Below are 17486 nucleotides of genomic sequence, written 5' to 3'. Positions count from 1 at the left end.
AAGGGATGCGAGGCATCCGTCGGCGCTCGCCCCTGTTCCAATCGCATGCCCGCGCTCGGGTGGGCGTTTCCTCGTTCCTCCAGACGGCGTCCGGCGTCCGGCGTCCGGCGCACGCAGCGCACAAGAAAATCCAGTCCCATGGTGAATTCGCACAAATCGACGATCTACGACCTCGCTGCCTTGGCGAGAACCTCTGCATCCACAGTCAGTGCCAGCCTCAATGGCACTTGGCAGCAACGCCGCATCAGCGAAGAAACTGCCAAGCGCGTGCAGCAACTCGCACAGGACAAGGGCTACGCGTTGAACCGGCAGGCGAGTGGTCTGCGACGCAATCGTTCAGGGCTCATCGGCATGATGATTCCGACCCACGAAGACCGCTTCTTCGGCGTGTTGTCGCAGGCTTTCGAGCGCATGGCGCGCGAGCGTGGCCTGCATCCCATGGTGGTGAGCACATTGCGTGACCCCGCGATCGAAGTCCGGACCGTTCAGACCCTGATCTCCTACCAGGTCGAACACTTGATCGTCACCGGTGCCACCCATCCCGATGGCGTGAGCGCGCTGTGCATGCGGCACCGGGTGCGGCACGTGAACGTGGACTTGCCTGGCAAGAAGGCGCCATCGATCACCAGCGACAACCGCTGGGGCGCGGCCGAACTCACGCGGCTGCTGATCGCGCGCTCAGCAGAGCCCGCTGATCGCGCACGCAACAGGCTGTACTTCCTGGGCGGCATCCGCGGTGAATTCGCCACCGAGCAACGGGTCCTCGGATTCTCGGAGGTCGCGCGTCGCCGCTTGGGTCCCGTTCAGGAGCAGCAACTCATCCGCTGCGGCTACGACGTGAACCAAGCTGAGGTCGCCATGGCCCGCCTGTATCAGGATCTGGGCGGCCTGCCGCGCGGGCTGTTGCTGGCGTCCGGCGTCTGTCTCGAAGGAGCGCTGCGTTTCCTCAGGACGCTGCCAATGGACGAGGTCCTGGCCTGCACTTTCGGCAGCTACGACTGGGACCCATTCGCGGCGGGCCTGCGCTTCCCCGTGCACATGGTGCGCCAAAACGTCGAGGGACTGATGTCCGAGGCCTACAAAGTCATCGACGGAGAAGGCATCCAGGCGGGTCACGTTGTCCAGGTCAGACCCGTGCTGATCGCGAGCCCATGAACCTTGTTTTCCTGCCCGGATTTGTTCGGCGGTGTTGCATTCATTTCCATGCCGCCGTGATTTGGCCGATGACTGTCTGAATGAAGCGACAAGCATCTTGACACGCGCCAGATTGGTTAGACTGCGGGGCAACAAGGCCCCACCATGAACGTCATAGACTCCATCGTCACCCAGTCGGCCCGCATTGCCGCAGTGCGCCGCGACATCCACGCCCATCCCGAACTGTGCTTCGAAGAAGTGCGCACCGCCGACGTGGTCGCGCAAAAGCTCAGCGAATGGGGTCTGCCGATCCACCGGGGGCTGGGCAAGACCGGGGTCGTCGCCACCGTCCTGGGGCGCGACGGCGGCGCCAGCGGCCGGGCCATCGGCCTGCGCGCCGACATGGACGCCCTGCCGATGCAGGAGTTCAACACCTTTGCCCACGCCAGCCAGCACCAGGGCAAGATGCACGCCTGCGGCCACGACGGCCACACGGCGATGCTGCTCGCCGCGGCGCAGCACTTTTCCCGGCAGCGCGATTTCGACGGCACCGTGTACCTGATCTTCCAGCCCGCAGAAGAGGGCGGCGGCGGCGCCCGCGTGATGATCGAAGACGGCCTGTTCGAGCGCTTTCCCATGCAGGCCGTCTTCGGCATGCACAACTGGCCGGGAATGCCCATGGGCAGCTTTGCCGTGAGCCCCGGTCCGGTGATGGCATCGACCAGCGAATTCAGGATCACCATCCACGGCAAGGGCGGCCACGCCGCGCTACCGCATACGGGAATCGACCCGGTGCTGATCGCCTGCCAGATGGTGCAGGCCTTCCAGACCATCATCAGTCGCAACAAAAAGCCCGTGGACGCGGGCGTGATCTCGGTGACCATGATGCACGCGGGCGAGGCCAGCAACGTGATTCCCGACCGGTGCGAGTTGCGGGGCACGGCGCGCAGCTTCACGACCGGGGTGCTGGACCTGATCGAAAAGCGCATGCAGCAGGTGGCAGAGCACTGCTGCGCCGCGCACGACGCGCGGTGCACATTCGAGTTCGTGCGCAAATATCCGCCCACAGTGAACTCGGCTGCGGAGGCCCACTTCGCGCGCAAGGTCATGGCGGGAATCGTCGGCGAAGAGCGGGTACTGGTGCAGGAGCCGACCATGGGCGCCGAAGACTTCGCCTACATGCTGCTGGCCAAGCCGGGCGCCTACTGCTTCATTGGCAATGGCGACGGCGCGCACCGCGAGATGGGCCACGGCGGCGGCCCCTGCACGCTGCACAACCCGAGCTATGACTTCAACGACGCGCTGATCCCGCTGGGCGCGACCTACTGGGTCAAACTGGCCGAGGAGTGGCTGGCCCAGCCGGTGGCTTGATCCACGGGATCGCGGGCTACCGCTTCAGGAACTTGGGTACGTCAGCGTCTTCACGCCCTGGGCCGTTCCCAGCAGGCACACCGACGCCTTGTGCTGCGCAAACACGCCCGCGGTGACCACCCCCGGCCACTGGTTGATTTCCGACTCGAACGCCAGCGGATCCGTGATCCACAGGCCCCGGACGTCCAGAATATGCTGGCCGTTGTCGGTGACCAGCGGCTGGCCCCCGACGAGGCGCAGACTCGCCTGCCCGCCCTTTGCCGCAAAACGGCGGGCAATGTGTTTTTCCGCCATGGGAATCACCTCGACGGGCAGCGGAAACCGCCCCAGCGTCGGCACCCGTTTCGATGCATCGGCAATGCAGACGAAGCGGCTGGCCAGCGCCGCCACGATCTTCTCGCGCGTCAATGCGGCGCCACCGCCCTTGAGCATATGGCCGTTGCCGTCGATTTCGTCGGCACCGTCGATGTACACCGGCAAGGATTCCACCTCGTTCGCATCGAACACCGCAATGCCCAGGGCCTGCAAACGCCGGGTGCTCGCCACCGAACTGGAAACGGCGCCCACGATCTGGTCCTTGATTTCCGCCAGCGCGTCGATGAACCTGTCAACGGTGGAGCCGGTGCCCACCCCCACGATCCCGCCGGGCAGCACGTATTCGAGTGCGGCGCGGCCGACCAGGGTTTTGAGTTCGTCTTGGGACAGGGCGGTCGTGGTCGTCATGGGAGAATTCAGGGCCAATGCGCGGATTATCCCTCCCCTCCATGTCCCTGATTCCCTACGCCCTCGCCCGCTCCTTTCTTTTCGGCATGGACGCCGAAGCCGCCCACGAACTGACCCTGGACCTGCTCGCGCGCGGGCAGGGCACGCCGCTGCAATGGGCCTGGTGCCATGAGACGGTGGACGACCCCGTGGAGTTGGCCGGACTGGTCTTTCCCAACCGCGTCGGCCTGGCTGCCGGCCTGGACAAGAACGCCCGCTGCATCGATGCGCTGGCGGCCATGGGCTTCGGCTTCGTGGAAGTGGGCACCGTCACCCCCAAGGCGCAGCCGGGCAACCCCAGGCCGCGCATGTTTCGCCTGCCCGAAGCCCGGGCACTCATCAACCGCCTGGGGTTCAACAACGAGGGCCTGGATTCCTTCGTGCACAACGTGCGGCAGGTCGGCTCTCGCGCGCAGCGCCGCAGGCATCCTGCGCTGCTGGGTTTGAACATCGGCAAGAACGCCACGACCCCCATCGAGGACGCGACCGGCGACTACCTGAGCGGCCTGGAAGGCGTGTATCCGCACGCGGACTACGTGGCGCTGAACATCAGTTCGCCGAATACGCAGAACCTGCGCGCCCTGCAGGGCGACGCCGCCCTGGACGCCTTGCTCGGTGCCATCACCGCGCGCCGCGCGGCCCTGGCCCGCCAGCATGGACGGCGCGTTCCGGTGTTCGTGAAGATCGCGCCGGATCTGGAGGAGGCGCAGGTGTCGGTCATCGCGGCCACGCTGCAACGGCACGGCATGGACGGCGTGATCGCCACCAACACCACCCTCAATCGCACGGCGGTACAGGGCATGCGCCATGGCGAGGAAACCGGCGGGCTCAGCGGCGCGCCCCTGCTGCACGCCAGCAACCAGGTGGTGCGCCAACTGCGCGCGGCCCTGGGGCCGCGCTTTCCCATCATTGGCGTAGGCGGAATCATGAGCGCCGAAGACGCAGTAAGCAAGATCCGCGCAGGCGCCGACGCGGTGCAGATCTACACCGGCTTGGTCTACGCAGGTCCGGCTCTGGTCGCGCAGGCGGCCAGGGCGATTCAGGCCATGGCCTGACCGGACCGGTCAGCGCCCAAGGCGCAGCAACAGGGGCAGCACAACCCCGACCCAGCGCATCAGCTTGTGCGGCCCGGCGGCGATTGCCACACCCGCCAGCGCAGCCAGCGCCAACGGGTGCTCGCGTGCGAAACCCACGGCGCGCAACGCGAGGGATTCGTCCATACCGCCCGCTACGCGCTCGTGCCCGCCGGCCATGGCCAGCAACTGAACACGGGCCGCCCGGCGCGCACGCAGGCGCTCGCGCTGCTGTTCGATGCGCTCGAGCACGCGCTGCTGCTCGGCCGTGGGCCGAAGTTCCGTCGGGGTGCTGAGAGGGCTCGTCACAGGCGCTCCTTGATGTCGCGCCAGTCCTGCGCCAGTTCCCGGCATGTCAGGGCGAAGCCATGGCCCGCGCACCGTACCGCGCAAACCAGGCCCACCAGGGTGGCAGTCCATGCCACGGACCATACGCCCGCGACCAGCCAGGCCACGAGCCTGCGCTCGGGGGTATCCCAGAAATGCACCAACACGGCGAGCGACAGCATGGTCAGGGCCACCATCGTGAGCCCGGCGATCATGATGGTCAGCACGAGCACTTGCTGAAGGCGCCGTTTCCAGTCCCGCCACTCGAGGCGGGCCAGTTCCATCCGGTCCTCGGCGGCGATGACGCCTTCGATCGCATGCGTACGCCAGCGGGCAACGAATCCCTCCAGCCCGAGAAGCGCGAGCCAGTTCATGCGCGGCCCCGTTGGCGTACCGTCATGCTCAACGGCGTGCGAGCAGGAAACCGACCAGAGCGCCCATGGCCAGCGCCGCGCCGGCCACGCGCCAGGGCTCGTCGTGCGCATAGCGGTCGGCGGCCTGAGCGGCCTCCTTCGCCTGGCGGGCGGCGTCCTGGGCGGCGCGCACGGCCAACTCGCGCACGTTGTGCATGCCATCGTCCAGGCGCTGGCGCAGGAGCTTGATTTCAGGGATCGTATCCAGGTTCTTGCTGGCCAAAAGTCCCCGCAAATCGGAGACCAGCTTTTCCAGTTCGCTCTGGGTGGTGGGGGGGGTGGTGTCGGAAGCAGTCATGTCAGCCTTTCGGTGAAGCAACGAAGATGTTTGTGAATCCCTCGCCGGAGAATGCAGATCATCTTAGTCATCTGCCTGGAATTCCTCACAGGACGGGACCGCAAAGGGTTATCGATTGTAAGTGGTCTGTCGCAAATTAAACAAGTGGCGACCGGAAAATGGTGGGTGATACATGGATCGAACATGTGACCCCTGCCGTGTGAAGGCAGTGCTCTACCGCTGAGCTAATCACCCGTGCCACGCTGTGGCGGCTGCGGATTATGGCACAGACCCAAGGCTGCGCCAGATCGTCTTGCCGCCGCTGGCCTTGTCGATCTGTGCCAGCACCTCGGCGTGCGCCACCTGTTCCTGCGCACTCGCGTGCACGACGGGCAGCACGAGCGCACGCAAATCGATGGCCGTGACTTTCAGGCCGTGAGCGCTTTCCTGCGCGTCGTCGGCGATGAGCAATGCGTCCTGGCCCCGGGTCAGATGGATGTATACGTCGGCGAGCAGTTCGGCGTCCAGCAAGGCGCCGTGCAATATACGGCCCGAATTGTTCACCCCCAGCCGCTCGCACAGCGCGTCGAGCGAGTTGCGCTTGCCCGGGTACATCTCCCTGGCCATGGCGAGCGTGTCGGTGACGCTCGCTATGTGGGTGCGGAACGCGGGACGGCCCGTGAGCGCGAGTTCCTTGTCGAGAAAACCCAGGTCGAAGGCCGCGTTGTGGATGATGACCTCGGCATCCCGCAGGTACTCGATGACCCGCTCCACCACCTCGGCGAATCGGGGCTTGTCTTTCAGGAACTCGTTGCTGATGCCGTGCACCTTGAGCGCGTCTTCATGGCTGTCGCGGTCCGGGTTGAAGAACAGGTGCAGGTTGTTTCCCGTGAGCCTGCGGTTGAGCAATTCCACGCAGCCGAGTTCGATGATGCGATCGCCATTGTCGGCCGACAGGCCCGTGGTTTCCGTATCCAGAACGATTTGCCGCGACATCAGTGCTGTTCCTTGGCGTGGTTGATGGTGTATCGGGGAATCTCCAGCAGCAAATCCTGCTGCGCCAGGATGGCCTGGCAGGACAGGCGCGACTGGGGCTCCAGACCCCAGGCCCGGTCCAGCAGGTCTTCCTCTTCCTCCTCGACCGCGCCGAGCGAATCGAGCCCCTGGCGCACGATCACGTGGCATGTGGTGCAGGCGCAGCTCATGTCGCAGGCGTGCTCGATGGGGATGTGGTTTTCGAGCAGGGCCTCGCAGATCGACGTGCCGGCCGGCGCGCTGATTTCTGCGCCTGCAGGGCAGTACTCGGGGTGGGGAAGGATCTTGATGACGGGCATGGGGCTGCTTGCGGTTCTGCTGGGCCGGGGCTCTTCAAAGGGTTTGCACGTTTCTGCCGGCCAGCGCACGCTGGATGCCACGGTTCATGCGCAGGGCGGCAAACGCTTCCGTTCCCCTGGTCAGGGCGTCGGTGGCGGCCTCGATGGCGGCGGCGTCGTCGCAGTCGCGCTGGCCGTGCAGCGCGCGCATCAGGGCTTCGATGTCCGCGCGCTCGCGGGGCGTGAGCATATCGCCGTCCGCGTCCAGCGCGCCCTGTGTGGCGCCGAGCATGCGCTGCGCGTCGACCCGCGCCTCGACCACGGAGCGGGCCTGCCGGTCCTGCGCCGCAGCGGCGAAGCCATCCTGCAGCATGCGCGCGATCTGCTCGTCCGAGAGGCCATACGAGGGCTTCACGTCGATGCGCGCCTGCACGCCACTGACCTGCTCCTGCGCGCTCACGCTCAGGAGGCCGTCGGCATCAACGCCAAAGGTCACGCGGATGCGCGCAGCGCCGGCGACCATCGGGGGGATTCCGCGCAGTTCGAACCGGGCCAGGCTGCGGCAGTCCTGCACCAGTTCGCGCTCTCCCTGCACGACGTGGATTGCGAGTGCGGTCTGGCCATCCTGGCTGGTGGTGAAGTCCTGCGCTTTTGCCGTGGGAATGCTCTCGTTGCGCTCGACGATGCGCTCGACGAGTCCCCCCATGGTTTCGATTCCCAGAGACAGGGGAATCACGTCCAGCAGCAACAACTCGCCCGCAGGGGTGTTGCCCGCCAGATGCTGCGCCTGAATGGCCGCGCCCAGGGCCACCACCTGGTCCGGATCGAGGTTGGTCAGGGGGGTTTTGCCAAAGAATTCGGCCACCGCGCGCTGCACCTGCGGCATGCGCGTGGAGCCCCCCACCAGCACCACGCCCTGCACCTCGTCGCACGCGAGCTGCGCGTCGCGCAGCGCACGGCGCACGGCCGCCATGGAACGGGCGGTCAAGTCGGCCGTGAGCGCGTCAAAGTCCGACCTGCGCACGTCGAAATGCACGCCGCCGTCCGATGTATCGGCACTGAATGCCGCCCGATCGCTGGCCGTCAATGCCTCCTTGCAGGTCCGCGCCGCCATGCGCACGGCGAATTTGTCCGCCGGCGTCGTGGCCTGCTGCCTGACCTGCTGCAAGACCCAGTCCGCCAGCGCGGCGTCATAGTCGTCCCCGCCCAGGGCGGAATCGCCGCCGGTCGCGATGACCTCGAACACGCCCTGCGCAAGGCGCAGGATGGAGATATCGAAAGTGCCGCCGCCCAGGTCGTAGACGGCGTAGACGCCCTCGCTCGCGTTGTCCAGCCCGTAGGCGATGGCCGCGGCCGTGGGCTCGTTGATCAGGCGCAGCAGGTGGATGCCCGCAAGTCTCGCGGCGTCCTTGGTGGCTTGGCGCTGCGCGTCGTCGAAGTACGCGGGAACGGTGATCACCGCGCCGTACAAGGGGGCGCCCAGGCTGTCTTCGGCGCGCTCACGCAGGGCCGTCAGAATCTCGGCGCTGACCTCGACGGGCGACTTGTTTCCAGCCACCGTGGCGAGGCTGAGCATGCCCTGCGCTGAGCCGCCGCGCGCAGAAACGAAGTCGTAGGGCAGTTTCTCCGCGCCCACGAGGTCTTTCAGACTGCGCCCCATCCAGCGCTTCACCGAAGCAATGGTGTTGCGCGCGTCGCGGGCCTGCGCGGCCAACGCCTCGTGGCCGATTTGGCATCCGCCTTCTTCCAGGTAGCGCACGACCGAGGGCAGCAGCACCCTGCCCTGCGCGTCAGGCAGGCATTCGGACACGCTATTGCGCACGGTGGCCACCAGGGAATGGGTGGTCCCCAGGTCGATGCCGACGGCGACGCGCCGCTGGTGCGGGTCAGGGGATTGCCCGGGTTCGGAAATTTGCAAAAGCACCATGAAATTCTGGATCTCGACAGGGTGGAATCCGCCAGTGCAACGGCCGGATTCGCGAAGGGAAAAACACTCAAGCGCTATTGTCCCAGTTGCTCCCGGCGACGCCCGATGTCGTCGGCAAAGCGCGCAATGAACATGAGGGCTCTGACTTGGCGGACCGCCGCCGCATGGTCCTGCTGCTGGTCCAGCAAACGCTCGCATTCGGCGAGCGCCGCACTGCGCGCCTGCTGCACCGCGGCGTCCAGCGCGTCCAGCGCCTGCACGGCCGATGCCTCTTCGAGGGCCTCGCGCCATTGCAACTGCTGCATGAGGAAGGCTGCGGGCATGGCGGTGTTGTCCTCCGAACGGACCGCAGCGCCATGCAGTTCGCACAGGTAGGCAGCGCGCAGCAGCGGGTCCTTCAGGCGCCGATAAGCCTCGTTGATGCGCACCGACCATTGCATGGCCACGCGCCGTGCCGCTGCACCCTGCGCGGCGAATTGGTCCGGATGGGCCTGGCGCTGCAATTCCTTCCAGCGCGCGTCGATGGCGCTGCGCTCCTGCTGGAAGCGATGCGGCAGGCCAAACAGTTCAAAGTCGTCAGATTGCAGATTCATGCGCAGCAGGAGCGATCGAACGGGTCAAGAGGGGGTCAGGGGTCAAGAAAAAAACCGCCAGCACACAGCGCGGTGGCGGTTTGGATGGCAAACGAGCGGGGGAACGGAGCCTCAAACGCGGAAGCTTTCTCCACAACCACAGCGGTCACGCTCCTTGGGGTTGTTGAACTTGAAGCCCTCGTTCAGACCTTCGCGAACGAAATCCAGTTCGGTCCCGTCGATGTAAGCCAGGCTCTTGGGGTCGATGAGCACCTTGACGCCATGGTTTTCAAACACGACGTCCTCGGGTCTGCTGTCGTCCACGTACTCCAGCTTGTAGGCCAGCCCCGAGCAACCGGTGGTCTTGATCCCCAAGCGCACGCCGAGCCCCTTGCCACGGCGCGCCAGGTAGCGGCTCACATGCCGGGCGGCGGCCTCTGTCAACGTAATGGCCATGACACACTCAGGCGGCAGTTGCGCTGAGCGCGGCGTGCTTGGCCTGGTAGTCGAGCACGGCGGCCTTGATCGCGTCTTCGGCCAGGATGGAGCAGTGGATCTTGACGGGCGGCAGCGCCAACTCCTGCGCGATCTCACTGTTCTTGAGCGCCGTCGCCTGCGCCAGCGTCTTGCCCTTGACCCATTCGGTCACCAGCGACGACGAGGCAATGGCCGAACCGCAACCATAGGTCTTGAAACGTGCGTCTTCGATCACGCCGGTTTCCGGATTCACCTTGATCTGCAATTTCATCACGTCGCCGCAGGCGGGCGCGCCGACCATGCCGGTGCCCACCGAATCGTCGCCCTTGTCGAACGAACCCACGTTGCGCGGATTTTCGTAATGGTCAACCACTTTTTCCGAGTAAGCCATGATGTGTATCCTCCTTAATGTTTCAGAAATCTTCGGGAAAATTCAGTGCGTTCAATGTGCAGCCCACTGAATGCTGCTGATGTCGATGCCTTCTTGGTGCATCTCCCACAATGGACTGAGCTCGCGCAGACGGGCCACGTTCTCGCGGATGGCGAGGATGGCGCAATCGATCTCCTCTTGCGTGGTGAAACGACCGATGGTCATGCGCAGGCTGCTGTGCGCCAACTCGTCGCTGCGGCCCAGGGCGCGCAGCACGTAGCTGGGCTCCAGGCTGGCCGAGGTGCAGGCAGAACCCGAGGAAACGGCCAACCCCTTGATCCCCATGATGAGCGACTCGCCTTCGACGAAGTTGAAGCTCATGTTCAGGTTCTGCGGCACACGGTGCTCCAGGCTGCCGTTGATGTAGACCTGCTCGATGTCCTTGAGACCATCGAGCAGGCGCTGCTGCAGCACCCGGGCCTTGGCGTTGCTCTCGGCCATTTCTGCCTTGGCAATGCGAAATGCCTCGCCCATGCCCACGATCTGGTGCGTGGGCAGGGTGCCCGAACGCAGGCCGCGCTCGTGCCCGCCGCCGTGCATCTGGGCTTCCAGGCGCACCCGGGGCTTGCGGCGCACGTACAGGGCACCGATTCCCTTGGGGCCATAGGTCTTGTGCGCGGTCATGCTCATCAGGTCGATGGGCAGCCGGCTCATGTCGATCTCGACGCGGCCCGTGGCCTGCGCCGCGTCGACGTGCAGCAGGACGCCTTTTTCGCGGCACAGGGCGCCGATGGCCGCGATGTCCTGGATCACGCCGATTTCGTTGTTCACGAACAGGATGCTGACCAGCACGGTGTCGGGACGAATCGCGGCGCGCAGGACGTCCAAGTCGAGCAGACCGTCTTCCTGCACATTCAGATAGCTGGCCTCGAAACCCTGGCGCTCAAGCTCGCGCATGGTATCCAGCACGGCCTTGTGCTCCGTCTTGAGCGTGATCAGGTGCCGGCCCTTGCTCTTGTAGAACTGCGCCGCGCCCTTGAGCGCCAGATTGGTGGACTCCGTGGCGCCGCTGGTCCAGACGATTTCGCGCGGGTCCGCGCCGATCAGGTCTGCCACCTGCGCGCGGGCCTTTTCCACGGCCTCTTCGGCCTCCCAACCCCAGGCATGGCTGCGCGATGCCGGGTTGCCGAAATGCTCGCGCAACCAGGGGACCATGGCGTCCACCACGCGGGGGTCTACCGGGGTCGTGGCGCCGTAGTCGAGATAGATGGGAAAGTGCGGTGTCATATTCATGGCTGGCTCAGTAGAGGTTTCTGGCTGGCAAACAAACCGGCAAAAAACGAAAAAAGATGCGTGCGGACACGCTCAGGGCAATTCCGGGGATCAGGATTTCACTAAGGCATTGTTCAGTGTGAACACCGAATGGGTCGTGCTCGCACAGGCGGACTGGTGCACGGGGAATGTCGAGATCGAACGCCGAGTCACTCGTCGATCTTCAATCTGAAAGCCCTTGGCGAGTTGATCGTCGACCAGCTTCTTCAAGCTCACGGAATTGAGGAAGTCCACCATGCGCTGGTTGAGCGCCGACCACAGTTCGTGCGTCATGCAACGGCCGGCCTCGCCCAGACAGTTCTCCTTGCCAGCGCACTGCGTGGCGTCGAGGGGTTCGTCCACCGACACGACGATGTCCACCACCGTGATGTCGGCCGCATCGCGGGCCAGTTTGTAGCCGCCGCCGGGTCCCCGGACGGACTGCACGATTTCATTGCGGCGCAACCTGCCAAAGAGTTGCTCCAGGTACGACAGAGAAATTTCCTGCCGTTGGCTGATTGCAACCAGAGTGACAGGACCATTGTCCTGGCGCAGTGCCAAGTCGATCATCGCGGTGACCGCAAAACGGCCTTTGGTTGTAAGACGCATCGCAAGCTCCTTGTCAAGGCTTGTTCGTTGTGGAAACCGCCTTCGCTGGCCTGATGGTCAGTGAGGCACCACCTCCCTACCATCCCCCCCGCGCCCTTGGCCGCACACCGTTGCCCGAACAGGGGCTTGCAACAAGGCTGCTCTTTATGGGGCTTTTGTTTTTGAATGTTTCGTGCGAGTCTAGCACAAATCCCTAGTAAATTAGTCGGGTTAAGGCGCGTACGCCCGTCGATTTGCTCAGTGAATCCATATGCCCGCTCCGTCACAGGGCGAGCGCATCGCCACCATGCGCGCCAAACGCCTGGCCCTTGAGCCGCGTGAGCTGGTCGCGCATCTGGGCCGCCTGCTCGAACTCCAGATTGCGCGCGTGCTCGAGCATGCGTTTTTCGAGCCGCTTGATCTCGCGCGCCAAATCTTTTTCGGACATGTCCTGCAGCTGCGCGCGCTGCATGGCTTCCTGTTCCAGCCGCTGCGCGTCCTTGCCCGCTTTCTCGCTGTGGACGCCGTCGATCAGGTCTCTGACCCGCTTGACGATGCCGCGCGGCGTGATGGCGTGCTCCACGTTGTGCGCGATCTGCTTCGTCCGGCGGCGTTCCGTCTCGCCCATGGCTTTTTGCATGGAGTCGGTGATCCGGTCCGCGTACAGGATGGCGCGTCCATTGAGATTGCGCGCCGCGCGGCCTATGGTCTGGATCAGGCTGCGCTCGGCGCGCAGAAAGCCCTCCTTGTCGGCGTCCAGGATCGCCACCAGCGACACCTCGGGGATGTCCAGCCCCTCGCGCAGCAGGTTGATCCCCACCAGCACGTCGAACGCGCCCAGGCGCAGGTCACGGATGATCTCCACGCGCTCGACCGTGTCCACGTCGCTGTGCAGGTAGCGCACCTTCACGCCGTTGTCCGTCAGGTAGTCGGTCAGCTGCTCGGCCATGCGCTTGGTCAGCGTGGTGATGAGCACGCGCTCGCGCTTTTCCACGCAGATGCGTATTTCCTGCAGCACGTCGTCGACCTGGTGCGTCGCGGGGCGCACCTCGACCTGCGGGTCCACCAGGCCGGTGGGCCGCACCAGCTGGTCCACGATCTGACCGGAGTGGGTCCTCTCGTAGCCGGCGGGCGTGGCCGAGACAAAGACCACCTGCCGCATGCGCCGCTCGAACTCCTCGAACTTCAGCGGCCGGTTGTCCAGCGCCGACGGCAGGCGAAAGCCATACTCGACGAGCGTGGTCTTGCGCGAGCGGTCGCCGCTGTACATGGCGTTGAGCTGGCCGATCATCTGGTGGCTCTCGTCGAGGAACATCAGCGCGTTCTTGGGCAGGTAATCGGTCAGCGTGCTCGGCGGGTCGCCCGGCGCCGCCCCCGAGAGGTGGCGCGTGTAGTTCTCGATTCCCTTGCAATGCCCCACTTCGACGAGCATCTCCAGATCGAAGCGCGTGCGCTGCTCGAGCCGTTGGGCCTCCACCAGCTTGCCGTCGGCGAGCAGTTGCGCCAGGCGCTCGGTGAGTTCCAGCTTGATGGTCTCGATCGCCGCCAGCACCTTGTCGCGCGGCGTCACGTAATGGCTTCCGGGGTACACGGTAAAGCGCGGGATTTTCTGCCTGATGTGCCCGGTGAGCGGGTCGAAGAGTTGCAGGCTTTCCACCGCGTCGTCGAACAGTTCGATGCGCAGGGCCAGCTCGGAGTGCTCGGCCGGGAACACGTCGATGGTCTCGCCGCGCACGCGGAACTTGCCGCGCGAAAAATCGGCATCGTTGCGCTGGTACTGCATGCGGATGAGTTGCGCAATCGCCTCGCGCTGGCCCAGCCCGTCGCCCACGCGCAGCGTCATCACCATGCGGTGGTAGCTCTGCGGCTCGCCGATGCCGTAGATCGCCGACACGGAGGCCACGATCAGCACGTCGCGCCGCTCCAGCAGGCTCTTGGTGCAACTCAGGCGCATCTGCTCGATGTGCTCGTTGATCGCGCTGTCTTTTTCTATGAACAGATCGCGCTGCGGCACATAGGCCTCGGGCTGGTAGTAGTCGTAGTAGCTCACGAAGTACTCGACCGCGTTCTTCGGGAAGAACTCGCGGAACTCGCTGTACAACTGCGCGGCCAGCGTCTTGTTGGGCGCGAACACGATCGCCGGGCGCCCCATGCGGGCAATGACGTTCGCCATGGTGAAGGTCTTTCCCGATCCCGTCACGCCCAGCAGGGTCTGGAATGCCTCGCCGTCGATCAGCCCCTGGACCAGTTTGGCGATGGCCTCGGGCTGATCGCCCGCCGGGGGGTAGGGCTGGAACAATTCAAAAGGGGAATCGGGAAAACGAACGAATTCGCCGTCCTGCTTATCCGTCAGGGCCTGTGTGATATCCGGCATGGTTGCGCTCAGCGGTGGGGATGGGCGGGCCTCTCCAGCGCACTAGAATTGACCCAACCCGGCACGGTAACACCACTTTGCTTTGCCATCGACCAAGCTCTGGAGAATTCTCATGTCCTTGTTCACCGCCGTCGAAATGGCCCCGCGCGACCCCATCCTGGGCCTGAGCGAGCAGTTCAACGCCGACACCAGGGCCGACAAGGTGAACCTGGGCGTCGGCGTTTATTTCGACGCGCACGGCAAGCTGCCCCTGCTGGAATGCGTGCAGGCTGCCGAAAAAAACCTGATGCGCGCCCCCAGCGCGCGCGGTTACCTGCCCATCGACGGCATCGCGGCCTACGACCAGGCCGTCAGGAGCCTGGTGTTCGGCGCCGACAGCGAGCCCGTCCAATCCGGCCGCGTGGCCACCGTGCAGGCCATCGGCGGCACCGGTGGCCTGAAGATCGGCGCCGACTTCCTGAAAAAGCTCAGCCCCGACGCCCGGGTGCTGATCTCCGACCCGAGCTGGGAAAACCACCGCGCCCTGTTCACCCAGGCGGGCTTTGCCGTCGGCAGCTACACCTACTATGACGCCGCAAAGCGCGGCCTGAACATCGAAGCCTTGCTCGCGGACCTGAACGCTGCCGCCCCCGGCAGCATCGTCGTGCTGCACGCCTGCTGCCACAACCCCACCGGCTGCGACCTCGACTCCGCGCAGTGGGACCAGGTCATCGCCGTACTCCAGGCTCGGGGCCTCACGCTCTTCCTCGACATGGCCTACCAGGGCTTTGGCCAGGGAATCGCCGAAGACGGCGCGGTAATCGGCAAATGCGTCGCTGCCGGCCTGGACTTCCTCGTGTCCACCTCGTTTTCCAAGAACCTCAGCCTGTACGGCGAGCGCGTGGGCAGCCTGTCGGTGCTCTGCGCCGACAAGCAGGAAGCCAGCCGGGTGCTGAGCCAGCTCAAAATCGTCATCCGCGCCAACTACTCCACGCCCCCGACCCACGGTGGCGCCGTTGTCGCCGCCGTGCTGAACGACCCCGGACTGCGCGCCCTGTGGGAGAAAGAGCTGACGCACATGCGCACGCGCATCCAGGCCGTGCGCCAGCAGTTGGTCGATGGACTGAAGGCCGCCGGCGTGCAGCAGGACATGGGATTCATCGCCCGGCAAATCGGCATGTTCAGCTACTCGGGCCTGAGCCGCGAACAAATGCTGCGCCTGCGCAATGAATTCGGCGTATACGGCACCGACACCGGCCGCATGTGCGTGGCCGCGCTCAACGACAGGAACATGGGCTACGTCTGCCGGGCCATTGCGCAAGTGCTCTGACGGCAGCGCAAGAGCACCGCCCCATGCCCCCTGCCCTGCCCCAACCGCTGCGCAACACCCGCATCCTGAGCCTGGCGCTGAATCTGCCCGGCCCTGCGGCGCTGATGCGCTGCGCGCGCATGGGCGCCGAATGCAGCAAGCTCGAATCCCCACCCGCCCCCGGCCAATGCAGTGCCGACCCCATGGCCAGCCATGACCCCGCGGTCCATGCCACGCTGCACGCGGGGGTGAGGCTGCTGTACGCGGACCTGAAAACGCCCGCAGGCCAGGCCAGCCTGCACGCGGAACTGGCGCGCAGCGACGCGCTGCTCACCTCCTTTCGGCCGTCTGCGCTGGCCCGGCTGGGGCTGGACCAGGACACCCTGCAGGCGCGCTACCCCCGCCTGTCGCTGATACGCATCGTGGGCACCGCGGGCGAACGCGCCGAAGAGCCGGGCCACGATCTGACCTACCTGGCCAAGGCCGGCCTGGTCACGGGAGACGAAATGCCGCCCACGCTCTACGCCGACATGGGCGGCGCCCTGATGGCCAGCGAGGCCGTTCTGCAAGCCCTGCTGGAGCGCGCCCACACCGGCGCCGGCGCGTGCATCGAGGTCGCGCTGGCGGACGCCGCAGCCTGGCTGGCCCTGCCACGCGACTGGGGCCTGACCACGCCCGAGGGCCCCGTGGGCGGCGGGCACGCGGGCTACCGCGTCTACCCCTGCGCCGACGGACGGGTCGCCGTGGCCGCGCTGGAGCCGCACTTTGCCGCACGCCTATGCGCCGCCGCCGGCCTGCCCGCCACCGGGGACGCGCTGCGGCTCCACGCCCCGGCCACGCACCAGGCGATCGCCGGGTTCCTGCGCACGCAGACCCGCGCGCAGCTCGACGCGCTCGCGCAGGCACAGGACATTCCGCTGCATACCCTGGCCTGATGGCCGATGGCCTCTGCGCCTCAGCGTTTTTGCAGCATGCAGATGATGCTCGAGAAGTCCAGCGCGCCGTTGCCCGCAAGGCTGTGCGCGGCGTACAGGCTGCGCGCCAGTCCGCCCAGGGGGGTGGCAGCCTGCACCGCGGTCGCGCTTTCCTGCGCCAGGCCCAGGTCCTTGAGCATCAGGTCGGTGCCAAAGCCACCGGTGTAGCCCTTGGCGGCAGGAGCCGTCTGCATCACGCCAGGCATGGGGTTGTACTTCTCCAGCGCCCAGTTGCCGCCCGAGCTGCGGCGCATGATTTCGCTCAATACCTTGGGGTCCAGGCCGTTGGCCACGCCCAGGGCGATGGCCTCGCTGGTGCCTGCCATCAGGATTCCCAGCAGCATGTTGTTGCAGATCTTCGCCGTCTGGCCCGCGCCCACGCCGCCCGCGTGGAAGATGTTCGCGCCCATCTTCTCCAGCACCGGGCGCGCGCGTTCCAGCGCTGCGGCGTCGCCCCCCACCATAAAGGTCAGCGAGCCTGCCACGGCGCCGCCCGTTCCGCCCGAGACGGGAGCGTCGATGAACAGAACGCCCCGGGCATGCGCCGCGTCAGCCACCTTGCGCGCGGCCGCTGCGGCGATGGTCGAGCAGTCGATCACCAGCGTGCCCGCGGTGAGCAGCGGCAACAGGCCCGCCCGCGTGCCATCCCCCAGAAAGAGCGCTTCGACATGCCGGCTCGCGGGCAGCATGCTGATCACGATCTGCGCGCCCTGTACCGACGTGGCGGCATCGGCGGCGATCGGAACGCCCGCAGCGGCGAGCCTGTCGCACGCGGGGCGTGAGAGGTCAAACGCCTGTACCGAGTAGCCTGCCTGGTGCAGGTTCAGAGCCATGGGGCTGCCCATGTTGCCCAGGCCGATGAATGCGATTTTCATGCGCTTGTCTCCCGTTTTTCGGTAAAAAATGCCGCTTGCGCCGGCCGTCCAAGGGGCAAG

The 17486-nt window shown here is 65.8% G+C and carries 19 protein-coding genes and 1 tRNA gene; 5 read left to right on the top strand and 15 right to left on the bottom strand.

What is annotated here, in order from left to right:
- The first annotated feature begins 138 nt into the window (after positions 1 to 138).
- Both VTU_RS0107155 and VTU_RS0107150 read left to right on the top strand, forming a co-directional pair.
- Positions 139 to 1155, top strand: a complete 1017-nt coding sequence (locus VTU_RS0107155) for a LacI family DNA-binding transcriptional regulator (RefSeq protein WP_010102741.1) — start codon at positions 139 to 141, stop codon at positions 1153 to 1155.
- A 144-nt stretch (positions 1156 to 1299) separates the two neighbouring features.
- A complete protein-coding gene (locus VTU_RS0107150; RefSeq protein ID WP_010102739.1) occupies positions 1300 to 2505 on the top strand; it encodes a M20 aminoacylase family protein in 1206 nt (401 codons plus the stop codon).
- 24 nt (positions 2506 to 2529) lie between these two features.
- Here VTU_RS0107150 and rpiA read toward each other — a convergent pair whose 3' ends face one another.
- Positions 2530 to 3228: a ribose-5-phosphate isomerase RpiA gene (rpiA, locus tag VTU_RS0107145; RefSeq protein ID WP_010102737.1), complete on the bottom strand. Its 699-nt coding sequence runs from the start codon at positions 3226 to 3228 to the stop codon at positions 2530 to 2532.
- A 41-nt stretch (positions 3229 to 3269) separates the two neighbouring features.
- On the opposite strand from rpiA, the gene VTU_RS0107140 reads away from it, so the two are divergent.
- Entirely contained in the window at positions 3270 to 4322 is a 1053-nt protein-coding gene (locus VTU_RS0107140; protein ID WP_010102731.1) for a quinone-dependent dihydroorotate dehydrogenase, read from the top strand.
- Between the two features lie 9 nt (positions 4323 to 4331).
- Here the strand turns inward: VTU_RS0107140 and VTU_RS0107135 are convergent, their stop codons facing one another.
- The 13 genes from VTU_RS0107135 to uvrB all read right to left on the bottom strand — a co-directional run bounded on the left by VTU_RS0107135 (position 4332) and on the right by uvrB (position 14289).
- A complete protein-coding gene (locus VTU_RS0107135; RefSeq protein ID WP_010102723.1) occupies positions 4332 to 4649 on the bottom strand; it encodes a hypothetical protein in 318 nt (105 codons plus the stop codon).
- Positions 4646 to 5041 (bottom strand): phage holin family protein, encoded by a 396-nt coding sequence (locus VTU_RS0107130; RefSeq protein WP_010102722.1) that lies wholly within the window; start codon positions 5039 to 5041, stop codon positions 4646 to 4648. Before VTU_RS0107130 ends, VTU_RS0107135 begins: the two co-directional genes overlap by 4 nt.
- A gap of 28 nt (positions 5042 to 5069) precedes the next feature.
- Positions 5070 to 5378 (bottom strand): DUF883 family protein, encoded by a 309-nt coding sequence (locus VTU_RS0107125; RefSeq protein WP_010102721.1) that lies wholly within the window; start codon positions 5376 to 5378, stop codon positions 5070 to 5072.
- Between the two features lie 159 nt (positions 5379 to 5537).
- Positions 5538 to 5612 (bottom strand) — tRNA-Val (locus tag VTU_RS0107120).
- Between the two features lie 24 nt (positions 5613 to 5636).
- Entirely contained in the window at positions 5637 to 6353 is a 717-nt protein-coding gene (gene dnaQ, locus VTU_RS0107115; RefSeq protein WP_010102720.1) for a DNA polymerase III subunit epsilon, read from the bottom strand.
- Positions 6353 to 6691 carry an ISC system 2Fe-2S type ferredoxin gene (fdx, locus tag VTU_RS0107110; protein ID WP_010102719.1) on the bottom strand — a complete coding sequence of 113 codons (339 nt, stop codon included), beginning with the start codon at positions 6689 to 6691 and terminating at the stop codon, positions 6353 to 6355. The genes dnaQ and fdx overlap by 1 nt, the downstream gene beginning before the upstream one ends.
- Positions 6692 to 6725: 34 nt before the next feature.
- A complete protein-coding gene (gene hscA / locus VTU_RS0107105; RefSeq protein WP_010102718.1) occupies positions 6726 to 8597 on the bottom strand; it encodes a Fe-S protein assembly chaperone HscA in 1872 nt (623 codons plus the stop codon).
- Positions 8598 to 8671: 74 nt separating this feature from the next.
- Positions 8672 to 9190 carry a Fe-S protein assembly co-chaperone HscB gene (gene hscB, locus VTU_RS0107100; RefSeq protein ID WP_010102717.1) on the bottom strand — a complete coding sequence of 173 codons (519 nt, stop codon included), beginning with the start codon at positions 9188 to 9190 and terminating at the stop codon, positions 8672 to 8674.
- A 111-nt stretch (positions 9191 to 9301) separates the two neighbouring features.
- Positions 9302 to 9625 (bottom strand): iron-sulfur cluster assembly protein IscA, encoded by a 324-nt coding sequence (gene iscA, locus VTU_RS0107095; RefSeq protein WP_010102716.1) that lies wholly within the window; start codon positions 9623 to 9625, stop codon positions 9302 to 9304.
- A 7-nt stretch (positions 9626 to 9632) separates the two neighbouring features.
- The gene (gene iscU, locus VTU_RS0107090) at positions 9633 to 10037 is read right to left on the bottom strand and encodes a Fe-S cluster assembly scaffold IscU (RefSeq protein ID WP_010102715.1); all 405 of its coding nucleotides are present in this window, start codon (positions 10035 to 10037) and stop codon (positions 9633 to 9635) included.
- Between the two features lie 51 nt (positions 10038 to 10088).
- Positions 10089 to 11309: an IscS subfamily cysteine desulfurase gene (locus VTU_RS0107085; RefSeq protein WP_029554173.1), complete on the bottom strand. Its 1221-nt coding sequence runs from the start codon at positions 11307 to 11309 to the stop codon at positions 10089 to 10091.
- 90 nt (positions 11310 to 11399) lie between these two features.
- Complete coding sequence (locus VTU_RS0107080; RefSeq protein ID WP_010102711.1) at positions 11400 to 11936, bottom strand: Fe-S cluster assembly transcription factor; 537 nt, start codon at positions 11934 to 11936, stop codon at positions 11400 to 11402.
- Between the two features lie 262 nt (positions 11937 to 12198).
- The gene (gene uvrB, locus VTU_RS0107075; RefSeq protein ID WP_010102709.1) at positions 12199 to 14289 is read right to left on the bottom strand and encodes an excinuclease ABC subunit UvrB; all 2091 of its coding nucleotides are present in this window, start codon (positions 14287 to 14289) and stop codon (positions 12199 to 12201) included.
- Between the two features lie 112 nt (positions 14290 to 14401).
- Here uvrB and VTU_RS0107070 point away from each other — a divergent pair, with 112 nt between their 5' ends.
- A complete protein-coding gene (locus tag VTU_RS0107070; protein ID WP_010102707.1) occupies positions 14402 to 15598 on the top strand; it encodes an amino acid aminotransferase in 1197 nt (398 codons plus the stop codon).
- Between the two features lie 23 nt (positions 15599 to 15621).
- Positions 15622 to 16512: a CoA transferase gene (locus VTU_RS0107065; RefSeq protein ID WP_010102705.1), complete on the top strand. Its 891-nt coding sequence runs from the start codon at positions 15622 to 15624 to the stop codon at positions 16510 to 16512.
- Positions 16513 to 16532: 20 nt separating this feature from the next.
- On the opposite strand, the gene mmsB is transcribed toward VTU_RS0107065, so the two are convergent.
- Entirely contained in the window at positions 16533 to 17426 is an 894-nt protein-coding gene (gene mmsB / locus VTU_RS0107060) for a 3-hydroxyisobutyrate dehydrogenase (protein ID WP_010102703.1), read from the bottom strand.
- Positions 17427 to 17486 lie beyond the last annotated feature (60 nt).

It is taken from the genome of Verminephrobacter aporrectodeae subsp. tuberculatae At4 (genome assembly GCF_000193225.1).
In the GTDB taxonomy this organism is placed as follows: domain Bacteria; phylum Pseudomonadota; class Gammaproteobacteria; order Burkholderiales; family Burkholderiaceae_C; genus Acidovorax; species Acidovorax aporrectodeae.
Note: the sequence above shows the minus strand (reverse complement) of the source record. Positions and strands in the feature narration are given on the sequence as shown.